Raw genomic sequence first — 24,013 nt, 5'->3', positions numbered from 1 at the left:
GGGACGGAACATTTGGATAAAGTTGAAAAAGTCAAAGTAGCAGCTGAATTATTTGAGCTTGTCCAGTTTTATTACGTAAACCGCGACCGCCCTGTGACTTCTGACATGGATTTCTATGCAGAAGTTAAGCGATGCTGCGAATTACTTGACCTTGATTATAATGAATTCATCAATGAATTCAAATTAAAATTTTAGAGTCTGCAAATCGGGTCGGCCCTGGGATGCCGAATGATAGATTGGTAAAGGACAGCTTTCAATTTTTAGAAGGCTGTCATTTTACTTTGAATAAACGCGGGAAAAGGTGACCTTTTCTTACTTTAGAAATAATAATCAAAAAAAGGTTTTCTGCATACACAGAAAACCTTTTTATCGTGTTCTAGTTAATTCCGATATCCAGACTCAATTGAATCAAGATTATCTAGTAATGTTTCTTTCACCGATTGCTCAATACTGCTTTTTTCCAAATGTTTACGGAAATCATCGAGATGCTTTACTGCTTGTTCTGTCCTTCCCTTTTGGAAATGGTGCTCAGCCTGTGCTAATTTATTGGTCAATAGTTTGGCCAAAGAATGGGGAATGGTTCCTGCTTCTTCAAGACCTAAAATTTGTTGTGAGAGTGTATCTGTTGTTACTTCGATTGTTACCTTGATTGTATTGGTTGTGATGGTTTCTCCGTTATAAGTAACTTTTGCATATACTTCTGTCATTCCAGCATTTTCAGCTGTGATTTTTCCATCATTCAAGTCGGCGGCAGCCGGGTTGGAATTGAACCATTCAATGTCGGCTCCCTTTAAATTGATGGTGTTTCCATTTACGAGCGTTACAGTTAAATCAACGTCTTGTTCGGTGCCCTGCAGCATCGATTCATTTTTTATAGATAAGGTACCCTTTTCTAATGGAACTGGTAACTGATATAAATTTTCGTCGGCTGTGTAGTAGATATTGCCTTCATCATCGAGGTCCATTAATTGGACCGTACCCGGAACCAGAACCTTGCTTTTCATTGTTTCTGGGTCGATGACCGTCAATTTCCGGGCTGCTGTTGTATACAGGTAGCCCTGTTTATCCCAGCGAATGAAGAACGGCCTCCACTGGCTTCCTCTATTTACTCCTTTATGAATCTGTGTACTTTTCACAATTTCTCTATTGTCCGGATTCATGGCAAAGACCACTGTGTTATAGGTGCCAGCCTTGTCGAGTCCCCACGCTACACCCCAAAGGTTTCCATCTGGGCCGACTGAAAGCTCTCCGATCATTTCAGGCTTGTCTAATCCTTCAAAACGAAGGTCAAATACTTCATGCGCACCAGTTTCAACATTATATTCAAACATTTTAGCTTTTGGCTCTGTAGGAGTAATGCCAAGACCGCCAGCTGTGGTTGATCCGCCAAACACTGTTCCCTTATGGTAAGCCAGCCCAATGATGCTTTGGTTTTCTATGATATTGCGAATCGTGTTCCATTTGCCTGTTTCAGAGTCATATACTGTTAACGCTCCGCCTAACCGTCCATAATCGGAAATGGTACCCACAAAGAGCTTGTTATCACCTGATGTAAAAGTGAAAGGCCTGCTCTGGTCATCCCCGATATCATATACCATCTCGGGGTTATCGCCTTTTACACCACCTGAATACTGAAACGGCAGTTCTGGATCATATTTAAAAATTCTCGCGCCGCCATAGGTACCCAGATATACATCACCGTTTAGAAATCCAATCCCTTCGATCTGGTGAGGATCTCGTTCGTGAAGGATATACTTGTCACTAGCCGTATCAAAAACACCAAATGACCCCTGGTATCCGCCCATATAAATCTTTTGGTCTTCACCAATTTCAAGGCTTTGCATTAATAATCCCTGCATGGCAACTTCAGGATAGCTGACCTTGACAGTATTTGTTGTCGGGTCGTAAAGTGAATATTCGATCTGGTGATGTAAAATCGCCAGTACATCTTTGCCGCTTTCATCTTTAATCCAGCGGATTGCTTTCGCCGGTGTAGGAGGCAATTGGACAGTCGGTTCCACTTTTGCCTGATCATGTGTCCTCATATCATATGTCCACAGCTGCTGTGTGTTTTTATTAATATAATAGATGATATTTTCGTCATATGGAGAAGGAGAGGAGATAAGCCCGTCAAACGTATGTTCATCCTGCCAATTCATTGTATTTTTCTCTTCCCCAGTTGTTTTATCAATAGTAACGAGGGAAGTTCCATAGGCGATAAAGATATTGCTGCCATACTCCCAAATATTTGATATTTGCGTGGATACTCCTGTTATAGGCGTCTTGATTTCTGTTCTTTCACCAGATTGTAAATCCATCTTCATTAAATAAGCAGTAGTGCCAGTTCCAATATATAGGCTTTCATCGGTAATCCCCAGCCCGCGGGCATACTGCTGGCCTTCGTAAAAAGTGCCCAAGTCTTTGAATTGGGAGGAGTTGATATCATACTCAAACACCTTTGCATTTGGATATGTAGCACCATAAATCTTTCCGTCTTTTGAGGCCTCCAGCTGCCAAACCCAATTATCGGAAGGATTTTTCCCCAGCTGTTCAAGTCGTTTTTCTTTTACCACATAGCGGTACAAGATTCCGTTATAAGTACCTGCGAAATAAACATTGCCATCCGTACCGATGACCATTGCCCAGACTACATCACTTCCAGGCAGGTCCTGTGAAAAGATTTTTTTACCGGTTACAGCATCAGCGGCATAAAAGGTGGCAGGTGAACCGTTTGTTGCGTAGTAAAGCTCGCCATCACCAATTGCTACTCCTTGGGATTTAGCCGCTAAAGCAGCAGGGCCATGGTTGATTGGCTCTCCAAATTCGAAAGGAAAATCAAGGACGCTTGATTCTTTTTCAAAAAGCTTTACTTCATCATAGTAACCTTTCATCTTGGATGTGGTGGGCTGATAAATAAAGACCTTTAGCCCGGTGGCACCTGTTGGGGCAGTTGCCTCGATTTCAACCGTTTGCCATTCATTTAATGCTGGGACATCAAAGTATCTTGGAGTGTCTGTAAAATTCTTTCCCTGGTCATTGTACCAGCGCAGCCAGATTCCTGGTTTGCCTGTTAACTCCTTAACATGAAGCTTTGCAGTTAATTTATATTGGCCTCCTTCGGTGACATCAATTTCCTGACTAAATAATCCTATCGATCCGGTATTATTCACGGCCAAGCTCTGATTGCCTGCATAGACGACTTCATTGGAGATGCTCATTCCAGATTTAAGGCCTCCGGACCAATAAACCCAAGAAGGGAGATTTGTTCCGGATGATGGTTTTGCTTCAAACCCTCCATTTTGAACACCTAGCTCTTTCCAACGATCGGCTTCAGCTGCTGAAGTTGATTGCTGTGAATAGGGTAGGGTAGATAAGACTAGCAGTAATGCGAGCATAGTTATCATAAGTTTCTTAACTAGTTTCTTCAATAATAGCCATCTCCTATTAAAAATAATTTGTAAGCGGATACAATTTAGTGCGAAGCTGTACTCTTTTTGCACCTCCAATCATCATGCCGCACTGAGCAAAACGTCCTAATTATCTAAAAATTATTTCAGTTAAAGAGTATATAACTTCCAACGTCTTTTAAATGACGATAATCATTTTAGTACTATAGTAGTGTGTAAAACCGAGCGAATTGTAAAAGAAAAAGGACCATATCCCTATAAAGGATAAAGCCCTTATGAGTTTTATTTATTTTTGTTCATCAAGCGTAAGCGTCTTATCAAGGCGCTTACGCTTTTGTTTTCCCGAAAGTTGATTTCATGCGTAAAACAGGATTATCTTCTATGGAATCATCCCACTCGAGTACTTGCCCATAATCTAGTAAGACGTTTCGTAATTTGTCATATGGAACGTCTTGTACAGTGGTTTTATTTTGATGCGCCAAAGCAGCAGCGGCACCTGCAGATTGGCCTAGAATCATAAATACCGGCTCCATTCGGATCGAGCCATAGGCAATATGCGAACTGGACAAGCAAACTGGAACTAGTAAATTAGTACACTCATTCTTTTTTGGACGAATTGAACGATACGAAATGGGATAAGGTGAAATCGGTATTTCAACATCTCCTTCATTATAAACCCTGCCGTCTATAGCGACTCTTCTGCAATGATGGGAATCCATTTGATAGGAAGCGAGGCCAATTGAATCTTCGGCTGAAAGGTCGCCAAGACAATTCCGGTCGGTCATCACATAGTCCGAAACCATTCTTCTTGCTTCCCGAATATAGAGCTGGTGCGGCCAATGTCCGGTCTCTTGAAATTCATCCCCAGCCAGTCCCCACTGGGATACTTCATCGCGAATTGCCTGAGGCACTCGCTCATCATTAGCTAAGAAATAGAGCATTCCAAGATTGTATGTAAAATGGTCCTGGAAAATCCTTTCACGAGTTTGATAGGTTCCATCCGGCCACTCATAATTCATCCCAATATGGTCGGTTGAGAAACCGCCATAATTATTTAAGTCCGTTTTTCCATTAGGCAGCATGGTATGAAGGTTCATCGCGTCCCAAACACCAGAATCGATATAACGTAGTAACAACGTATAGCGTTCCGGATCATAAGAAGGAGGTTTCGGAAATGGAATCCGGTTGTGCTTGTTTTTCGTTAAGCAAATCCGGAAATTATAAGCCTGAATTCGATGATCTCCCTGTCCCTGATATCCAAGCGTGTCCTGGCTTGTTTCAGTAACCCCAGGTAAAACTCCGCTCGAAGGGTCGTCTTCGTGAACATAGGGGGAAATCCATTTTTCAAATTGATGGTGTGGATGTCCAAACTGTATTCCATTATAAGTCTCTTTATAGGTCGCATTCGATTCCCTGCCTACAAAATATGAAACACCTGCTTTAGCCATCAAATCCCCTTCATAGCTGCAATCAATGAAAAAGTCAGCCTGATAGGTGGTCCCATCTTCCATACTTATTTCTTTAACTCTGAAATTCTCTGATTTCACATCTTCTAAATGCTGATTGTAAAATACATCAATTTCGTATTCCTTTATCCATTTTTTAAAAACATAGAGGGCTGCTTTCGGTTCAAACGTCCATTGCTCTTCTGTATTGTAGTACTTTCCCAACTCTCTGAAGAATTCCCTGGACAAACCGCCAATGGCCTCTTTCGCTCCAGCATCGGAAGCCCCAAGCCCGCTCGCTGTAATGCCGCCAATATGTTGGCCAAACTCAGCAATGGCTACAGTCATTCCCATTCGTTTCGCTTGAATCGCTGCTGTGATTCCGGCAGGAGTTGCGCCATAAACTATTAAGTCTCTTTCAATTATTAATGGTTCACTTGCCTTCGGAGTAGGTTCATAATAATGCAACTGGCTGAAATCCATATAAATACCTCCCTGATCGGATACTCGGCTTTCCTTAAAGTGTATTGCAACCATTTGATTAATCAAGACTTTTAATGGACTTTAAATACGCAGCTAAAAAGGCAGGATAGTTTCAGAGGGACATGAAATAGACTAATAACAAGGAGTATGGGGAACCGACCTTGAATATATTGTACAAGTGCTATTGTCCATTTTAATGATCTTCAAACAGAAGTTAGCGATTCGGATTGATTTGCCTTTCCCGAGATTGATGGGGAGGTTCATTTTTCAGTGCCCGAACAGGGTGACTTGTGGTTAAAAAGGAAAAGAGAAGCGGTGTAAGTGCCGAACAGAGTTATCTGGGGGTTATAAGGTAACAGAGAAACCTTAAATATGTTGAGTAGCAGGGTTGGTTCAGAAACTGACTGGATGAATAAAAAAAGAGTGCCCCGCGATAATCGGACACCCTTCAACACATTAAATATTTAGATTCATCGGTTTCCTGCGGCTGTTAATTCTGTGAAGTGACCGGTTGCTGCAATACGTAATCACTACTGCCATCACGCTTCCGGTAAACACAGGTATGATCCCCGGCACGAACCTAATGATAATAGTCAGAAGCATGAAAGATGTAATAATGAGAATGGTTTCTAGCAGGGAACCCGCGCCTAATAAAAAGGATTGCTTAATATACTGAAAGAATTTCATTTCAAATTGAGTGTAAACAGGAAAGAAATACAATAAAGTCAGGATATAGGAAATGGCTATAAATCCAATGACAGGATATAACAATTGCAGTTTCTCGCCGTTCATTTGTAAAAACAAGAAATCGTAAACAATGATGTAGCCAATTACGATGAAAAACAAACCGAACTTATTGAGCGAAATAATCTCTTTTTTGAAGATTTTCCAAAAGGCAGGCAAGATTTTTTCCACCGGTTCTTTTCGGAGCCATTTTTGAACGATGGAAAACATTGCCCCCGTAGAAGGGAAGAGACCAAAAAGTACTAATCCGCAAAGCGTGAAGAAAATCCAAAGAATATTTAAATAAGCTATTTTTACCATCCAAGTTGCAAAGCTATTAAATTTCTCCCAGTTACCCAATTTAACACCTCATTATCACAAAAGTTATCATGCCAAAGCTGTACTGCTAATGAGACTATTTAAAGACCTTTAATAGACTTGTCACTTAAATTATTTAAAAATAAGATAGAGATATAAAGTTTAGATGTATTATAGCATAATTCAGATGGGTGACTAGACCATTAATGGGATTATGAGGGGATGTTGGGAAAATGGCGGAATACCGATTGTTGCAGGAGGAAGATTTTAAGCAGGCCAGTGATTTGGCAGATAAGGTTTTTCGAAAGGCTGGACATGTCTCGATGGGAATAGCCTTTCCGCAGGTGTTTTCACCGGCGCTGAACCAATCATATGGTGCTTTTGCTGATGGGAAATTAGTTAGTTTTATCGGATTAGTTCCATCGCTCATTCACATTGATGGAGCTGAAATTCAAGCTTATTCAATTGGTGCTGTCTGTACCGATCCGGCTTACCGGAGACAGGGGCTGGGCAATACACTTTTACAAATGATTTTTGAACATGTCAATAAGTCAGGGGCATCTGTTTTATTTATTTCCGGTGATTTACCGATTTACCTGAAACAAGGATGTACCTTCTATGGGAAGATGAATCAATATACCATTCGCCCAGGTGACCTGGAAGCGGAGGATACCTATTCAATCCGGGAACTCAGTCCTTACGACTGGTTTCAAATGAGGAAATTAAGCCATAACCGTACCATCAGGTATGAACAAAGCATCTATGAATTAGCTCTTCTCAATGATGCAGCTGGGTTTGCCAGTATTTTTAAAATGAATCATAAGGTTCTTGTAGCTGAAAAGGGCCGGGAACTAAAAGCCTTCTTAGCATTTGGAATGCCATATCAAAAGCAGGAAGTGATTGATTCCCGGGTTGTTGAATGGGGAGGAGACCCGCTTGCCGTCCGAAGCTTGCTTGGAGCGGCGTTTACTTATGAGCTGAATTCATTGGTGGTGAATGTTCCAGCTTTTGAAAAGGAGCTAAGCGATCAGCTCGAATTTCTGCCGAAAACTGAACTTCAATATCCAGGAACCATCAAAGTAATGAATCTTGATTTATTACTTTCCCAGCTGGGCCCTTACTTTGAAAATAAGCTAACCATCTCGGATGTTGATGAAAACCATAAAGAACTTAAAGTGAACGGGAATTCCGTCATAATTGGCAATCAGGAACTGGAGGAACTGATTTTAAAAGGAACAAAGGAGGTTGGTATGCCTTTACAGGATGTCTTTCCAATCCCATTTCCTTTTCCACAAGGGCTTAATTATGTCTAATTTACATAAAGTGTGAACTAAATAGAAGGTCTTTTAATTAAAGACACTTTATAGACTTGTCACAAAAATTCAAAAAATTTAAAATACATGTAGTTGAAGTTTTTTTAGGACCATTTGTTAACGCTTTCAAACCTGTGATTACAAGGCGGGATTTTTAAGGAGGGGATTGAAAAAGAACTTAAGTCATAGTCTTGTAGATTCTGTTTCTAAAACTAAAATAGGGGGATTACATTACATGAAAAAGAAAAGTTTATGGTTTATGGTGCTAATGCTTGCGTTCAGTTTAATGCTTGCGGGCTGCAGTGACGAGGCAGGGACGAAATCAAAAGATGGCAAAGTTGAAGGAGAAATAACGGTTTGGGTACATCCTTATACGGGTGATGCGAAAAAAGAAGAGGACATGTGGAAAGAGATTACTGCAAATTATAACAAGCAATTTCCTGATGTTAAGGTAAATATTGAGACGATTCCTTGGTCCAACCGCGATCAGAAAGTCCTGACTGCATTGGCGGCAAACAATGGCCCAGATGTATTCTATGCGATTCCTGACCAAATGCCGCAATATGCCGATGTAGGCATGCTTTTGGAACTGGATCCATATTTGGAAAAGAAAGATCTTGAAGGCTTTGTTGAGTCCTCATTGGTATCAACTGAGTGGAAAGGCAAGCGCTATGGATTGCCAATCCTGCAAGAAGCGTATACATTTTTCTACAATCTCGATGTGGTAAAAGCGATTGGCGAAGATCCGGCAAAACTTCCAACTACTTGGGAAGAGTTTGAAGCTTGGGCAGCTAAAGCAAAAGCAAAAGATTTCTATGCATTGTCTTATGCTGGCGGCGGTTCCATGAACGGAACGATTTACCCATGGATTTGGCAAGCTGGCGGAGGTGTTGTTACAGCTGATAATGAAGTGCTCATCAATAATGCTGACAGTGTTAAAGCATTCGAAATGGTTAACAACTTGTATAAAAACAAGTATATTCCGGAAGATTCGGTAACAGCGAGCAACCATAACGAACTTTGGATGGGCGGAAAAATCCTAGCCATTCTTGGCTCCGGAATTGATGTCACAAATCTTCAAAAAGAAGGTAAATTTGAGTTTGCATTTGCACCGCCATTAAAAAATAAAGAACAATTAACATATGGTACAACTGGTATGTTTGTTGTTCCGTCCAACAGTGACAATCCAGATGCAGCAGCTGAATTTGTAAAATCCATTACAACCGCTGAAAACCAGCGGATCTTTAACACAGTAACTCAATATATCCCGACTCAAGAAGAAGCGAAGGATATCTTTGATTCAAACAAGAATATGAGCCAATTGGCATCTTATACACAATACGCTTTACCAGGTGTCATCCATCCAAAAGGCCGTGCAATTATGCCATTTATCCAGGCTGAGGTCCAAGCGATGATGGCTGGAGAAAAAACTCCTCAAGAAGCAGCCGATGCAGCTGCAGAAGCTATAAAAGCCGAGTTGGCAAAGCCATAAACAATTAGCTTCCTTATTATAGAGAGTTTTATTCCAATGTGAATAAAACTCTCTGTTACTTTGAAAAGTACAGGCGGCAGGAAGGGCGTATGCTCATTTGCTGCCTAATTATAAACGAAATAAGGTGATTGCTTGGAAAAGGTCATAACAGTAAATAATAACAAGTTGCCTATGGAAAATGGCCCCCAGCTTAAGCGGCCTTTAACAAAAAGAATCAAGGATGAATGGAAAAAGAACGCGATTGTCTATATTATCCTTACTCCAATCTTAATTCATTTTCTTATCTTTCAAATTATTCCCTTTGTGTATAGCTTTGTCTTAACATTTCTTCAATATCGAATCATCGGTACGTCTGAATTTGTAGGCTTACGGAACTGGGAGCAATTATTCAACGATAAAATTGCCTGGAAATCGATTTGGAACACTGTTCTGTTTTCCATTTATTATATCGTCCCTACCATGGCACTTGGCTTAATCCTGGCACTCATTTTAAAAACGGGAATGCGGATGACAAAGTTTTTTAAAGGCGTATTCTTCCTGCCAGTGGTTACCTCGTTTGTTGTAATAGCAGGTATTTGGGAATGGTTATTTTCCGGGACAAAATCAGGTTTTGTTAACTACTTATTAAGCTTTATAGGTATAGATACTCAGTTATTCCTGTCAGACTCCTCCCAGGCACTGATAGTACTGGCCGGCTTAAGTGTATTTAAAGTCGCGGGAAGTACTATGATCTATTACTTTGCTGGCTTGCAGTCAATTCCAAAAGAAATGTATGAAGCAGCAACCATCGATGGTGCATCACCTTTTAAAGCTTTTTGGAAAATTACCTTCCCATTATTGAAACCAATTCATTTCTATGTGTTGATTATCACGACGATTGGGTCTTTCCAAATCTTTGATTCGGCGTTCCTGTTGACAAATGGGGGGCCAAACTTCTCAACAAGCACCATTGTATACTATTTATACACAATCGGTTTTACAAATTTGAACTTTAGCTATGCAGCCGTTCTATCCTACGTCCTCTTTGTGATCATCTTGATCATCTCGCTTATTCAGAGGAAGTTGGTAGGAAAGGATCAAGGTATTTATTGATGAAGCTGCTTAGTAGGGGAGATGAACTATCTTGTTGAAAAAAGTAGGGAAATATGCGGTCATGTTCTTCCTGGGATTTTGCTTTCTCCTTCCATTTATGATCATGGTATTTGGTTCATTAAAGGAAACGACGTTTGCATCGTTGAGCCCGCTATTTTGGCTTCCAACTGACCCATCCCTGAATAACTTTATATATCTGTTTAGGAATGACAACTTCTTGCGCTGGATTTTCAACTCGGTTGTCATTACGGTTATCCCTGTATTTACTCAAATGTTCTTTGCGGGGATATTGGGCTATATTTTTGCCAGAAAGCAATTTTATGGCAGGGAGTTCATTTTTTGGACATTCATGGCGGTCATCATGATTCCGTCCCAGTTATTGATCATTCCTAAATTTATCATGTTTTCAAAATTTGGCTGGATTAACGAATATGAGGCGCTAATCATTCCTGAACTCTGGGGAATCATGGGTGTATTTTTAGTTCGCCAATTTATGCAGGGTATCCCGATGGAGTTGGATGAGGCAGCCCGTATGGATGGCGCTGGCGATTTTCAGGTTTTTCGTAAGATTTATATGCCACTGGCGTTTCCTTCGATAGCAACTGTCGGAACGTTTTCGTTCGTTGGGAACTGGAATGATTTATTTCAGCCGTTAATTTTTATGACCAATGAAAAAATGTTCCCAATTACAGTTGGTTTGGCTTCGACTCTAAATAAGGAAGGGAACTTTGGTATTGAAATGGCAGGGGCTACACTTTCATTCATCCCAACCTTTTTAATCTTTTTGTTCTTCCAAAAATACTTTACAGAAGGCATTCAGCTGTCTGGATTGAAATAAGGATCCAATAGAGGCTGTATATTAGATTAATCGCAGTCTGGAAAGAGGGGATTAATCCAATAGAAGCTGCCTATTAGATTAATCGCGGTCTGGAAAGGAAGGATTAATCCAATAGAGCCAGTTTATTAGATTAATCGCAGCCTGGACAGGAAGGATTAATCCAATAGAGCCTGTTAATTAGATTAATCGCATTCAGGAAAGAGGGGATTAATCTAATAGAGGCTGCCTATTAGATTAATCGCAGTCTGGAAAGGAAGGATTAATCCAATAGAGTCTGTTTATTAGATTAATCGCAGTCTAGAAAGGAAGGATTAATCCAATAGAACCTGTTTATTAGATTAATCGCAGCCTGGAAAGGAAGGATTAATCCAAAAGAGGCTGTCTAGTAAATTACTTGCAGTGTATGGATAAGGGGTGAGGGTAAAAGGGTGAGTTTGAAAATTGGGATTATTGGCCTCGACACATCACATGCAGCTGCTTTTACAAAATTATTAAACGACCCGGCCCATCCGTTCCATGTAAAAGGTGGAAAGGTTGTCATGGCATGTCCTGCCGGCTCAGATGATTTTGAGCTTAGCTATTCACGGATTGACGGGATTGTAAAAGAAGTCAAGCAGTATGGCGTGCAAATGGTGGATACATTCGAAGAGGTAGCAGAGCACTGTGATGCCATTTTACTTGAGTCTGTAGATGGCAGGGTGCATCTCGAACAGGTAAGTAAACTAGCGAAATTCAAGAAACCAATTTTCGTAGATAAACCATTGTGCTTAACGACTGCCGATGCATTAAAAATGGTCGAATTGTCAAAGCACTATGGTGTCCCTATTATGAGTTCATCTGCACTGAGGTTTGCTGAACCTATCAGGCAGTTAGCGTCCATTAGGGATAAGGGGAAAATCATTGGTGCAGATTGTTTCGGTCCAATGGAAATAATAGACACACAGCCAGGTTATTTTTGGTATGGGATACATACGATTGAAATGCTTTATGCGATTGTGGGGAGAGGGCCCAGGGACGTTAAGGTCGTATCCAATCAGGATTCTGATCTTATCGTTGCGCAATGGGAGGATGGAATAATCGGTACGGCCAGGGGGAATAGAAAAGGCAATTATTCCTTTGGGGCTGTCATCCATTTTGAAAAAGGAAATGAGTATATACTGATTGATTCTTCAACAAAGCCGTTTTATGCCAGTTTATTGGAACAAGTTCTGCTATTCTTTCAAACTGGCATACCGGCAGTCCAGCTGGATGAAACGGTAGAAATTATCCGATTTATCGAAGCGGCAAATGAAAGCAGGAAAACTGGAGAAAAGATGTATGTATGAGGGGGAGAGGGAAAAAGAAACAGCGGGATGCAGCTATTCCCGCCGTTTCAACCATTCTAGTTTAAAGGGTAGGCAGCCTCATCCGGAACGTTGTCACCGAGGATAAAACTTAGCCTGTATATCCGCCTTGGCCTTCCTTTATAGGTAATTTTCTCTTCCCCCACAATATCCACCAAATTTGCATCCATCCATTTTAAAAGGATCCGATGGGCGCTTCTCGTTGTTATATCCAATGTTGAAGCGAGTTCCTGGGCTGTATAATCATACTTCTTATGGCGGGCGACTCTTGCCATCAATTTCGTCATATAAGCAGCAGACATACCAGCCTTTTCGGCCTTTTCCAGTAGTTCAGCATCTGTAATTGATAAATCATACTTTTCATATTGAGTATCCGTAATGATGTCAACCGGACCAACTACACTTTGATCTTCACGGACAATGTAACAAACATTTCCGCCTAACTCTTTTGATTGGCGAAGTGCCAGCCTTGCGTGGCTGCCTGCCTCAGCTGCTGAGCGTCCAAAGCCAACACCGATGCTTATCGTTACACCGAGCTCGCTTTTAGCGGAATTAAGTAAGGGAATAAATTTATAGCCGCGTGTTTCTCTTTCAAAAATACCGCGTGTGGTTATAAATGAAAATTCTTCTCCACCGGAATTAATTAGATGCCCATCAAGCAGTTTAGTATAGTTCAGCATCATCTGCTGGAACTTTAATTTGAACATTTGTACTTCATGTTCTGTCGTGTATTTTTCAGTTGCTTTCTTAAATTTATCGATGTCGATAATCCCGAAGACAATTTGTGACTCTTTATTTTTCCTAGCTTCAGTCGCAAGTAATGCACGTTCTAGAGAAACTATTAAATCCTGATACGTAGGTGTAACCCATTCATTTGGAATCTCCCTTTCCGATAATTTTATTGAGACTTCCTGAATTCCGGTAATGGCGATTGTGCCGAGTGTTTGATAATTGTTCTGGTGAAAGTCAACAATCGATTGAATGGAACTGGAGTGATCGTATTGGGGAAAGGATGTAAATTTATTATTGTTTTCACCTAAGTCATAAAGAACCTGGTGAATGTATTTTTCTTCAACCGTGTCGATAGAGAAATAGGAAAAGTCATACTGGTTTTTTATGATAAATAATGATCGGAAAAGCCCGGTTCCCATTAGAGGGACATAATGTACCGGTATTGGGAAATCGAAAAGATGTTTGGCCTTTAAGTAAGTTTGAAATTCGATAAACAAAATCACTTCCAATTGATGAAACAAGTCAGCCGTAATGGCCGAATGAATGGTAGATGGCGTTGCATTAATAAACACAGGCCGCAAGTTCGGAAATGATTCAAGCGCTTTCATTATTTCGTTTTCAAGCGCTTTAGGGCTGATTATGCCAATCGTAATCTCTATGGGACGGCTTGACAATTGGTTCATTTTCATATTTTCATCTCCTAAAAAGACACATTAAAGAAATGTCTTTAAATAATCTTACTTTAAGATTAAGGAGAGTTAGCTGAATTGTCAAAGGGAAATTTGGTGTTATATAGAGGACCGGTATTAAAGACCTTTAAGTGACTTGTCTTTTAAAAATGCCAATACTAAAATAAAGTTGAAAATTAAAAATTTTTAATACGAAACAATGTAAAGTGAATAACCTTTAGGAGGGTATAAATGAAAACGATTGCAGAATTAGAAGAGTTTATGTCAACACCCAGCGAGGATTTAGTCCAGGACATACAGCAGTTGGATGGAGATATTATGATAGTGGGCGTCAGTGGGAAAATGGGTCCTACTTTGGCGAAAATGGCAAAAAGAGCGGTGGATCTGGCTGGTGTCCGAAAGCGTGTAATAGGGGTGGCACGGTTTTCAGAACAGGGTTTGAAAGAGGAGCTAGAGGCATCAGGAATTGAAACAATTCAGGCGGATCTTTTGAATGAAGAAGACCTCGATGGCCTTCCGAATGTAAAAAATATTATTTATATGGCAGGGAATAAGTTCGGAACCGTTGGCAACGAGCATTATACATGGGCAATGAACGCATATACTCCAGGCCGCTTAGCAGAAAAGTTCAAAGATTCACGGATTGTTGCTTTTTCAACAGGTAATGTCTACCCTTTAACTTCTGTTTTAAGTAATAGCTGTACGGAGGATGTTATTCCAAACCCTGTCGGTGAATATGCCCAATCATGTCTGGGCAGGGAGCGGGTATTGACTTATTTTTCTCATAAACACCAAACACCAATCGTGCTTTTCAGGCTGAATTATGCAATTGACTTGCGTTATGGTGTTTTGCTCGAAATTGCAAAACAAGTACAAGAAGGAAAAGAAATTGATTTGACGATGGGGAATGCCAATGTCATTTGGCAAGGTGATGCCAATGAATATGCGATCCGATCCTTATTGCATGCGAGTTATCCTCCTAAACTATTAAATGTAACAGGGCCTGAAACATTATCAATAAGATGGGTTGCTAAAGAATTTGGAAAAAGGATGAAGAAGGAACCGAAGTTTGTGAATGCGGAAAGTCCTACTGCATTGCTAAATAACGCTTCCCATGCGCATAAATTATTTGGCTACCCAAGAGTAACAGTTGAGCAAATGATCGATTTAATTGCTGACTGGGTGGTTAGCGATGGCCATACAATTAATAAGCCTACGCACTTCCAGGAAAGAGAAGGTGTCTTTTAATGCTAAGGGAGACTGTTAAGCAAAAGCTTCATTCGGGTACAGTGATTCCGGCACATCCACTAGCATTAACAGAAGAAAGGCAGCTAGATGAAACTGGCCAGCGGGCATTAACGCGATATTATATCGACGCCGGGGCAGGGGGAATTGCTGTAGGAGTCCATACCACTCAATTTGAGATTAGGGACCCTGAATTTAACCTTTACGAAAAGGTATTAACACTAGCAATTGAGGAAACTAGGCGCGCTAGTGTTCCTGATGATTTTATAAAAATAGCAGGGATTTGTGGACCAACAGAACAAGCAATCAAGGAAGCAACATTCAGCAAAGGCATTGGGTATGATTTAGGCCTTTTAAGTATGGGGGGGTTACATCATCTGTCTGAGGATGAGCTTATCGAACGGGCCGAAAAGGTCGCAGAAATCATCCCGGTCTTTGGTTTTTACTTGCAGCCGGCAGTAGGCGGGAGAATCTTCTCTTACGACTTTTGGCTGCGGTTCGCCTCGATTCCAAATGTATATGCCATCAAAATTGCTCCTTTTGACAGGTACTGTTCGATAGATGTAGTCCGTGCTGTTTGCCATTCCCCTCGCAATGAGGAGATTGCTTTATACACAGGCAATGATGATAACATCATAAATGATTTAATAACAACCTTTGAAATTACTGTTGGTGATAAAAAAGTCGAGAAGCGGATTGTTGGCGGACTTCTGGGACATTGGTCAGTATGGACAAAAACAGTCGTTGACACCTTTGAAGAAATAAAAATACTGCGAAAACAAAAGGCCATTCCTAGCGGGCTCCTGACTCTTGGCCAGCAGATCACGGATGCAAATGCGGCTATCTTTGATTCCCACAACTCTTTTAAAGGGAGTATTGCAGGAATCAATGAGATTTTAACAAGACAAGGATTTTTAAAGGGCAATTGGTGCCTGCTTGACCGTGAAAGATTAAGCCCGGGGCAGGCAGATGAGTTGGACCGTGTATATGCCAGCTACCCACACCTAAATGATGATGAATTTGTAAAAGCGAATTTAGCCAAATGGTTTGCTAATTAATAGAAAGAAGGATTATCGATGAGAAGAATTGTGGCACATAACAAGAAGGTCGAAATCATTAACGATGAAATTCCATCTTTAGATGGAAAACCATCCTATGTATTAGTCAAAACAAAGTATTCAGTTATCTCACCAGGAACCGAGCTGACCATCCTTGCTAACAGTGAAAATAAGCAAGTTCATTTGGGATATAGTGCGATGGGGGAAGTAGTAGAATGCGGAAGTGAGATCACTGATGTGAAAACAGGTGATTTGGTAGCTTGTTATGGTGCCCCATATGTCCATCACGACGAATATTTGCTTGTTCCAAAAACGTTGTATGCCAAGATTCCCGAATCAGTCGATCCAAAGGAAGCGGCTCTTGGAGGGCTTGGTGCGATAGCCATTCATGCGCTCCGTATTGCAAACCTGCAATTTGGGGAAACGGTGGTAATCGTAGGATTAGGAGTGTTAGGACAATTAATTGCGAAAATCGCAAATACTGCCGCTTATAATGTTATCGCCTATGATCTGAGTAAAAGCAGAGTTGACATGTTGAAGGAAGAAAACTTCAAGTCTTTTTCATCAGTTGAAGAAATGGAGGAAGCTATTCGTAACGAAACGAACTCCCATGGCGCTGATGCTGTTCTTTTATGCACAGGCGGGAAACGCTCCCCACTTACTCAACATTGCTTGAAGTGGATCCGCACCAAAGGAAAGGCGGTTATAGTTGGAGATATTGAACCGGATTTCCCAAGAGATTTAATGTTTGCTAAGGAAGCAGAATTACGTATCTCGCGGGCAGGCGGACCAGGACGATATGACAGTGTTTATGAAAAAGAAGCGATTGATTATCCCTATGAATTTGTACGCTGGACCGAAGGCAGGAATGTCGCGGAATATATCCGGCTGATTGCTGAAAAAAGAATTGATGTTAGTCCCTTTATAACAGAAACCGTGGAATTTGAAGATGCCCCGCAAGAGTTTGAAAAATTATTAGAAAAGGAATCTACAACTCTTACAAAACTGATTCACTATAAATAATCTAATCAGCATTAAACTTTGAAGGGTTTTGAAGTCGCTATGAGCCGAGATCATTTTTACCTAAATGGAAATGTAGTTACCGACAAAAAAATTGTTGAAAACATGCTCATAGAAATTAAAGCCGGAAGAATCATTTATGCAGGGAAATTTGAAAATGTAAGGGATGATTTGCCCTGTTATCAGGTGGCAGGGTGGATTTGTCCGGGTTTTATTGATACACATATACACGGCCTTAACGGCTGCGATTTTATGGATGGCACAAAGGAAAGTTTTTATCGGATTCAGGATGGGCTTCCATTCTTTGGGGTGACAAGTTTTTTGTCAACATCAAGAGCAGCCTCCCTAGATGATATAAAAACCTTCCTTTTATTGAGTAAACAGGTTGCTGAAGAAAAACGGGACGGGGCTCAGCTTTTAGGGGTTCATTTGGAAGGGCCCTGGATTAACCAGAAATTCAAAGGCGCCCAAAAGGCGGAACATATTAAGGCTCCGGTTATCAAGGATGTAGAATCAATACTCGGTTACGCTGGAGAGTTGATGCGAGTCATAACTTTGGCACCTGAGCTTCCAAACAGTAATAAAGTTATTCAGATGATGCATGAGCAAAAAGTGTCAGTTTCAGCAGGGCATACGGATGCTTCATATGAGGAGATACAAGAGTCAATCCAGTATGGCCTATCGAGGGTGACCCATTGTTTTAATGCCATGGCCGGGTTATCTCACAGGGATTTAAGAGCAGCCTTCGCAGCACTTTATTTAGATGATTTACATTGTGAGCTGATTGCTGATGGGTTTCATGTTCATCAAAGAATGATTGAATTACTGTACAAATTGAAGGGTGCCGATAAAATCACCCTGGTATCCGACTGTACCGGGACTAATCTGCTCCCCGATGGCTGCCATCATATTGGCGGGAAAACGGTATATAAAAAAGGCGGAAAAGTAGAGTTGGAGAATGGAAGTCTTGCCGGCAGTTCACTGACTTTAAATAAGGCAGTTCAATATACTGTCCAAAAATGCGGTATATCACTGGAAGATGCAGTTCATATGGCGACCTTCAATCCAGCTGAAGTTTGTGGTGTCAGTAATAAAAAAGGCCGCATTGCTGATGGATATGATGCGGACCTTGTACTTTTATCCAAAGATTTAGAAGTAGAAAACACCATTTTGTCAGGAGAATTTGTTACCCCATTCATTCAAGGTGCTTTTTAAAAATACGAAAATGCGGACAGCTGGGATATTAATTAAAAGTATACTTTGTTAAAGGAAAAAGTTGTTTTTAACAGAGTTGATTGTAGCGGAAGGCGCGAAGACTCCTACGGGAGAAAAGGTCAGTGGGAGACCCCACAGGCGCTCGCGCCGAGGAGGCTCCCAGGCCGCCCGTGGAAAGCGAAGCGCCTGCAGCGGAAATCAACAGCGTGTTTAACTAAGTATGGGCATAAATGAATCCGTTCTATTAAAAACTGAAACGAGGTATCTAGTATGCAAATCAATATCACCGGAGATACAAATTCAATTTTATCAGGATTAGAGCTGCTATCGGATCAATTGAACCTCCATTTACATTCTGATGGTTACCCGATTAATGTCACACAAAGGGTCGGCCCTATTCAGGTAAGCAATAAAAACGGAAAGGGAGAAATCTATTTCCAGGAAAAAATTCACTTTTTCCGCGCGATTGGGTTATGGCTGGAACACTATAACAAGACCGGCGAATTTGAACATACAGAACAACCGCAATTTCAAACTAGCGGTGTTATGCTCGATGCCTCGAGGAATGCAGTTTTAAAGGTAGATGAAATTAAAGTACTTCTCAATAAGATGGCGGTTATGGGATTAAATGTGGTCATGCTTTATACAGAAGATACATATGAAGTTGAGGACTATCCTTACTTTGGTTATATGCGTGGAAGATATACAGAAAGTGAACTGAAAATTTGTGATGACTATGCGGATACGTTAGGAATTGAAATGATTCCATGCATCCAAACTCTTGGTCATTTAGCAATGGCTTTAAAATGGGGCTATGCCGCGGAAATAAGAGATACGCCCGATATTTTATTGGTTGGTGAACAAAAGACCTATGAATTAATTGAAAGCTTGATTAGGGCCGCTTCAAAACCATTTAGAACAAGCCGTATACATATAGGCATGGACGAGGCATTTCAACTAGGGCTTGGCCGATATTTGGATTTGAATGGATACGAAAACCGATTCGAAATTATGAATAAACATCTAAATCAAGTGGTTCAGATCACTGAGCGTCATGGGCTAAAACCAATGATCTGGAGTGATATGTATTTTCGCTTAGGCTCCAAATTTGGTGAATACTACGATGAGGATGTCCATATTCCAAAGGAAGCAATTGAGTCTATTCCCGAAAATGTTCAGCTTGTTTATTGGGACTATTACCATGAGAATGAAGATTTTTATCGCGGATATATCCAGAAGCATAAAGAGTTAGGAACAGATACTGTTTTTGCAGGCGGAGCATGGACGTGGAATGGCATATCACCGAATTATGGAAGAGCCTTTGCAACAACAGAAGCTGCATTAAAAGCTTGTAAAAAAGAGGGGCTTCAAGAAGTCTTTACAACATTATGGGGTGACAACGGAGCAGAAACACCACTAATAACCGCCGAACCAGTGATGCAGCTATTTGCAGAGCATACTTATCACGAAACAGTTACCAAGGATTATTTAGAAAGTCGTTTTCACTTTTGTACCGGCAACCACTTGGACGATTTCCTTGTGCTAAACCAATTGGATGAAACGCCTGGTGTTATGGAAAATAATTTAAAGTCATCGAATGCCTCTAAGTTTTTGTTGTGGCAGGACGTCTTGATCGGACTATTTGATGAAAATATTCGGGGTCTTGGGATGAATGAGCATTATCGGAGCATTGTCCCTAAGTTACAGGCTGCCGAGGAAAGAAACCCACATGCATCACTTTTATTTGAGTTCTATGGGCAATTGGCAATGGTGTTAAGTGTAAAAGCGGAAATCGGCATTCAATTAAAGGCTGCCTATGACGAGAAGGACAAAGAAACCATGGAGTCACTTTTAGCAGAGGTTAAAGAGCTGACTTCACAGGTGAAAATTCTTCATCACAAGCATCGGGATGTTTGGTTTTCTTTATATAAGCCATTTGGCTGGGAAGTCATTGAACTTCGCTACGGCGGACTGATAGCTCGTATGGAAACGGCGCAATACCGAATCCAACTATGGCTTAAAGATAAAATTGCCAGGATAGAAGAGTTGGATGAAAAGAGATTGGTTCATGATGGCCCGTTGGGTGTTCCGGAAGGGTCATTAGGCAATCATTTCTATCACCGAATTGCCACGGCGGGAAATATCATTTAAATCGGTGAGTTTTGATTAGGGGAATCAACCCTGCTTTAGGAGGAGTAAACTATGCCAACAATTACGTTCCCAAAGGATTTTAAGTGGGGAACTGCAACTGCTGCATATCAGATTGAGGGGGCGGCATTTGAGGATGGAAGAGGCTTATCGATATGGGATACCTTTTCCCATACTCCGGGAAAGGTGAAAAATGGCGATAATGGTGATATAGCGTGTGACAGTTATCATCGGTATGAAGAGGATATCGAATTATTAGCCGATTTGGGTGCGAGGGTGTACCGATTTTCTGTTTCCTGGCCGCGGATTTATCCAAATGGAAAGGGAGACCTCAATCCTAAAGGATTGAACTACTACCATAACCTAATCAACAAATTGTTGGAAAAAGGGATTGAGCCGATGCTGACCCTTTATCACTGGGATCTTCCCCAAGCCTTGCAGGGTCTTGGCGGTTGGGCAAATCGGGATACTGTCGAGGCGTTCAGTCAATATGCGGAAACAGTTTTTAAGGAGTTTAATGGGAAAGTGAAGTTTTGGCAACCGATTAATGAACCTTTCTGTGCCGCCTTTTTATCCAATTATCATGGGGTCCATGCTCCAGGGTTTCAAGACTTGCAATTAGCGGTTGATGTTTCCCACCATCTAGTTTTGGCACATGGCAGGGCAGTCCAGATATTTAGAGAAATGGGGATCGAAGGGAAAATTGGAACTGCAACGAATACAACCTGGAGAGAACCATATAGTAATAGACCGGAAGACAGGGAAGCGTGCAGGCGGGAGATTGGGATAAATATCGACTGGTTTCTCGATCCCATCTTAAAGGGACATTACCCTGACTATATGGTTGAATGGTTTAAGAAAAAAGGTGCAGAACTTCGTATTGCCGATGGAGACATGGAAGTTATTCATCAGCCGATTGATTTTATAGGCGTAAACTATTATTCAGGCAATATCGCGCGCTACAAAGAGAATTCCGGTTTATTGGATATAGAAAATATTGAAATCGATTATCAACATACTCATATAGGCTGGCCAATTTATGCGGACGGCCTAAATAAAGTGTTTCATTATCTTACGGATCGATATGGCACTATTCCTCTTTTCATCACGGAAAATGGAGCGTGCTGCATTGATGAACTGGTTAATGGAGAAGTGGAAGATCAGGATCGAATTCATTATTATCAACAGCACTTAACTGCTGTGAGCAGAGCGATTGAATCGGGTATCCCAATTATCGGATATCTGGCATGGTCATTAATGGACAATTTTGAATGGGCCGAGGGCTATGGAAAACGATTTGGCCTTGTCTATGTGGACTTCAATACACGCGAACGAAAACGGAAGAATAGCTTCTCCTGGTATAAAAACGTCATTGCCAATGGGTGGATGGAAATTTAATCGGAAGCTATTAGCCGGAAATCCAATAGAGGGATTGATGATATGCAAAGGGTTTTATTAATTGGCGCAGGAACGATGGGGATGGAGCATGCCGTTTCTTATTACGCGATGGATCATGTTGAGGTAGCAGGGATTGTTGAATTGCGGAAAGAGCAGGCTGCCCAGATTATTGGTGACCATGATACGAAGATATTCGAAACATTTGATGATGCTGTGAAAAATTTGGATCATATTGATGTGATTGATATTTGTGTTCCTACTTTCTTGCATAAGGAATATGTGATGAAGGCAGCGGATTATGGAATTGATGTCATCTGTGAAAAGCCTCTGGCCTATACGCTCGAGGACGCAAGAGAAATGATTGATTATTGTGAAGAGAAACATGTGAAATTATTTGTTGGCCATGTTGTCCGTTTTTTCCCTCAATATGCAAAAGTCCGAGAACTCGTAGCGAATGGGGCAATAGGTGAGGTTGGTGTCGCCCGTACAAGAAGAGGAGGAAATTTCCCTGCTGGCTGGAGCGATTGGTATGCTGACCAAACGAAAAGCGGTGGCGTAATCCTCGATTTGATTATCCATGATTTTGATTTTCTTCGCTGGACCTTTGGCGAGGTTGAAAGGGTATTTGCAAAAGGGCTGGCCAAACGGAATATTGAACACCTTGATTACGCTTTGGTCACACTTGCCTTTGAATCTGGAGTCATTGCCCATGTGGAAGGATCATGGGCACATCAAACTTTCTCTTCACAATTTGAATTTGCCGGTAAAACTGGAATTCTCGAATACGATAGTTTAAAAGAAGAGCCAGTTTTGCTTTCTATCAGGCAATCACATGAGGAACAGGCTGGGGTAGCAGTTCCTCAAAGCCCATTGAAAAAATCACCTTATCATGTAGAACTTGAACATTTCCTGAAATGTTTGAAGACAAATGAAACACCAATTGTATCCGCTGAAGATGCTTATAAAGCAATGGAAATATCTGCAGCTGCTCTTCAATCCTTAAAAACAGGATTGCCTGTAACCCTGGATTCGAAAGGGGGAGCACTGTAATGAAAATTGGAATTATCAGTTTCGCCCATATGCATGCCCATAGTTATGCTTCCGTTCTAAATAGTATGGAGAATGTGACGTTTGCAGGCATCGCCGATGAAAATGTAGAAAGAGGACGTAAGTATTCCGACTTGTTTAACACAACCTATTTTAAAAGCTATCAGGAGTTGCTGGAGACTGACATTGATGCCGTAATCGTGACATCCGAAAATAGCCTTCATCACCAGCATGTGCTTGCGGCAGCCAGGGCTGGAAAGCATGTACTATGCGAAAAACCCCTAGCTACGAATGTAAAAGATAGTGAAGAAATGATCCGCATTTGTGAAGCAAATCAGGTGTTATTAGGAACTGCCTTCCCCGTTCGATTTAATACACCAATCCGTGAAGCTAAAAAGATGATTGAACAGGGATTACTCGGGGAAATTCTGGCAATTAAAGGAACGAATCGCGGAACCAATCCCGGCGGCTGGTTCATCGATAAAGAAAAATCAGGTGGCGGAGCCGTTCTTGACCATACAGTTCACGTTGTCGATATTATGAGATGGTTCACAGGTGCGGAAGTTGAAGAAGTCTATGCGGAAATAGGCAATATGTATATTGATCATCCAATTGATGATTGCGGGATAATTACGATGGAATTCTCAAATGGGATGTTCGCTACCCTGGATTGCAGCTGGTCACGGAATAGTAGCTACCCTATATGGGGCGATGTGACCTTAGAAATAATCGGATCGAAGGGAAACGCAAAGGTTGATGCGTTTTCCCAAAAGCTCGATTTGTATTCCAATACTGAAGGAGTTCAATGGCTTGGCTGGGGCGATGATATGGATGAGGGACTCATTGAGAATTTTGTTAGGAGTGTTAAAGAAGGAAAGCCGCCGCTTGCAACAGGGCATTCAGGTTTGAAGGCTGTAGAAGTTGCAATGGCTGCCTACGAATCTTTTGACAAAAACAAGCCTGTAAAACTGCGCTGAAAACTGAGGAATCAAGGAAATACTTGATTC

General features: G+C 41.2%; 18 protein-coding genes. 14 read left to right on the top strand and 4 right to left on the bottom strand.

Features of this window, described 5'->3' with window-relative positions; translation table 11 throughout:
• The first annotated feature begins 12 nt into the window (after positions 1–12).
• Complete coding sequence (locus tag AM500_RS17490; protein ID WP_053600369.1) at positions 13–195, top strand: hypothetical protein; 183 nt, start codon at positions 13–15, stop codon at positions 193–195.
• A 185-nt stretch (positions 196–380) separates the two neighbouring features.
• On the opposite strand, the gene AM500_RS17485 is transcribed toward AM500_RS17490, so the two are convergent.
• The 3 genes from AM500_RS17485 to AM500_RS17475 all read right to left on the bottom strand — a co-directional run bounded on the left by AM500_RS17485 (position 381) and on the right by AM500_RS17475 (position 6,418).
• On the bottom strand, positions 381–3,428 hold the full coding sequence (locus AM500_RS17485; RefSeq protein ID WP_053600368.1) for an FIMAH domain-containing protein: 3,048 nt from the start codon (positions 3,426–3,428) through the stop codon (positions 381–383).
• 305 nt (positions 3,429–3,733) lie between these two features.
• Positions 3,734–5,335, bottom strand: coding sequence for an FAD-dependent oxidoreductase (locus AM500_RS17480; protein ID WP_082347272.1), 1,602 nt, complete (start codon positions 5,333–5,335; stop codon positions 3,734–3,736).
• A 456-nt stretch (positions 5,336–5,791) separates the two neighbouring features.
• Positions 5,792–6,418, bottom strand: a complete 627-nt coding sequence (locus tag AM500_RS17475) for a YesL family protein (RefSeq protein ID WP_053600367.1) — start codon at positions 6,416–6,418, stop codon at positions 5,792–5,794.
• A 191-nt stretch (positions 6,419–6,609) separates the two neighbouring features.
• Between AM500_RS17475 and AM500_RS17470 the strand changes: the two genes are divergently transcribed.
• The 5 genes from AM500_RS17470 (at position 6,610) to AM500_RS17450 (ending at position 12,436) form a co-directional block, all read left to right on the top strand.
• On the top strand, positions 6,610–7,689 hold the full coding sequence (locus AM500_RS17470) for a GNAT family N-acetyltransferase (RefSeq protein WP_053600366.1): 1,080 nt from the start codon (positions 6,610–6,612) through the stop codon (positions 7,687–7,689).
• A 235-nt stretch (positions 7,690–7,924) separates the two neighbouring features.
• A complete protein-coding gene (locus tag AM500_RS17465; protein ID WP_053600365.1) occupies positions 7,925–9,181 on the top strand; it encodes a sugar ABC transporter substrate-binding protein in 1,257 nt (418 codons plus the stop codon).
• Positions 9,182–9,352: 171 nt separating this feature from the next.
• On the top strand, positions 9,353–10,273 hold the full coding sequence (locus tag AM500_RS17460) for a carbohydrate ABC transporter permease (protein ID WP_053601766.1): 921 nt from the start codon (positions 9,353–9,355) through the stop codon (positions 10,271–10,273).
• Positions 10,274–10,307: 34 nt separating this feature from the next.
• Entirely contained in the window at positions 10,308–11,111 is an 804-nt protein-coding gene (locus AM500_RS17455; RefSeq protein WP_053601765.1) for a carbohydrate ABC transporter permease, read from the top strand.
• Between the two features lie 428 nt (positions 11,112–11,539).
• Positions 11,540–12,436, top strand: coding sequence for a Gfo/Idh/MocA family protein (locus AM500_RS17450; protein ID WP_231688024.1), 897 nt, complete (start codon positions 11,540–11,542; stop codon positions 12,434–12,436).
• A gap of 56 nt (positions 12,437–12,492) precedes the next feature.
• Here AM500_RS17450 and AM500_RS17445 read toward each other — a convergent pair whose 3' ends face one another.
• Entirely contained in the window at positions 12,493–13,875 is a 1,383-nt protein-coding gene (locus tag AM500_RS17445; RefSeq protein WP_053600363.1) for a hypothetical protein, read from the bottom strand.
• A gap of 231 nt (positions 13,876–14,106) precedes the next feature.
• Between AM500_RS17445 and AM500_RS17440 the strand changes: the two genes are divergently transcribed.
• The 8 genes from AM500_RS17440 to AM500_RS17405 all read left to right on the top strand — a co-directional run bounded on the left by AM500_RS17440 (position 14,107) and on the right by AM500_RS17405 (position 23,983).
• The gene (locus AM500_RS17440; protein ID WP_053600362.1) at positions 14,107–15,123 is read left to right on the top strand and encodes an NAD-dependent epimerase/dehydratase family protein; all 1,017 of its coding nucleotides are present in this window, start codon (positions 14,107–14,109) and stop codon (positions 15,121–15,123) included.
• Complete coding sequence (locus AM500_RS17435; RefSeq protein WP_053600361.1) at positions 15,123–16,178, top strand: dihydrodipicolinate synthase family protein; 1,056 nt, start codon at positions 15,123–15,125, stop codon at positions 16,176–16,178. The genes AM500_RS17440 and AM500_RS17435 overlap by 1 nt, the downstream gene beginning before the upstream one ends.
• 18 nt (positions 16,179–16,196) lie before the next feature.
• Entirely contained in the window at positions 16,197–17,201 is a 1,005-nt protein-coding gene (locus AM500_RS17430) for a zinc-dependent alcohol dehydrogenase (RefSeq protein ID WP_053600360.1), read from the top strand.
• A 39-nt stretch (positions 17,202–17,240) separates the two neighbouring features.
• Positions 17,241–18,413 (top strand): N-acetylglucosamine-6-phosphate deacetylase, encoded by a 1,173-nt coding sequence (nagA, locus tag AM500_RS17425; RefSeq protein ID WP_053600359.1) that lies wholly within the window; start codon positions 17,241–17,243, stop codon positions 18,411–18,413.
• A gap of 270 nt (positions 18,414–18,683) precedes the next feature.
• The gene (locus AM500_RS17420; protein ID WP_053600358.1) at positions 18,684–20,564 is read left to right on the top strand and encodes a beta-N-acetylhexosaminidase; all 1,881 of its coding nucleotides are present in this window, start codon (positions 18,684–18,686) and stop codon (positions 20,562–20,564) included.
• A 51-nt stretch (positions 20,565–20,615) separates the two neighbouring features.
• Positions 20,616–21,959 (top strand): GH1 family beta-glucosidase, encoded by a 1,344-nt coding sequence (locus AM500_RS17415; RefSeq protein ID WP_053600357.1) that lies wholly within the window; start codon positions 20,616–20,618, stop codon positions 21,957–21,959.
• 42 nt (positions 21,960–22,001) lie between these two features.
• Entirely contained in the window at positions 22,002–23,009 is a 1,008-nt protein-coding gene (locus tag AM500_RS17410) for a Gfo/Idh/MocA family protein (RefSeq protein ID WP_053600356.1), read from the top strand.
• Complete coding sequence (locus AM500_RS17405) at positions 23,009–23,983, top strand: Gfo/Idh/MocA family protein (protein ID WP_053600355.1); 975 nt, start codon at positions 23,009–23,011, stop codon at positions 23,981–23,983. Before AM500_RS17410 ends, AM500_RS17405 begins: the two co-directional genes overlap by 1 nt.
• Positions 23,984–24,013: the final 30 nt, after the last annotated feature.

Source organism: Bacillus sp. FJAT-18017 (assembly GCF_001278805.1).
In the GTDB taxonomy this organism is placed as follows: Bacteria; Bacillota; Bacilli; order Bacillales; family Cytobacillaceae; genus Bacillus_D.
Note: the sequence above shows the minus strand (reverse complement) of the source record. Positions and strands in the feature narration are given on the sequence as shown.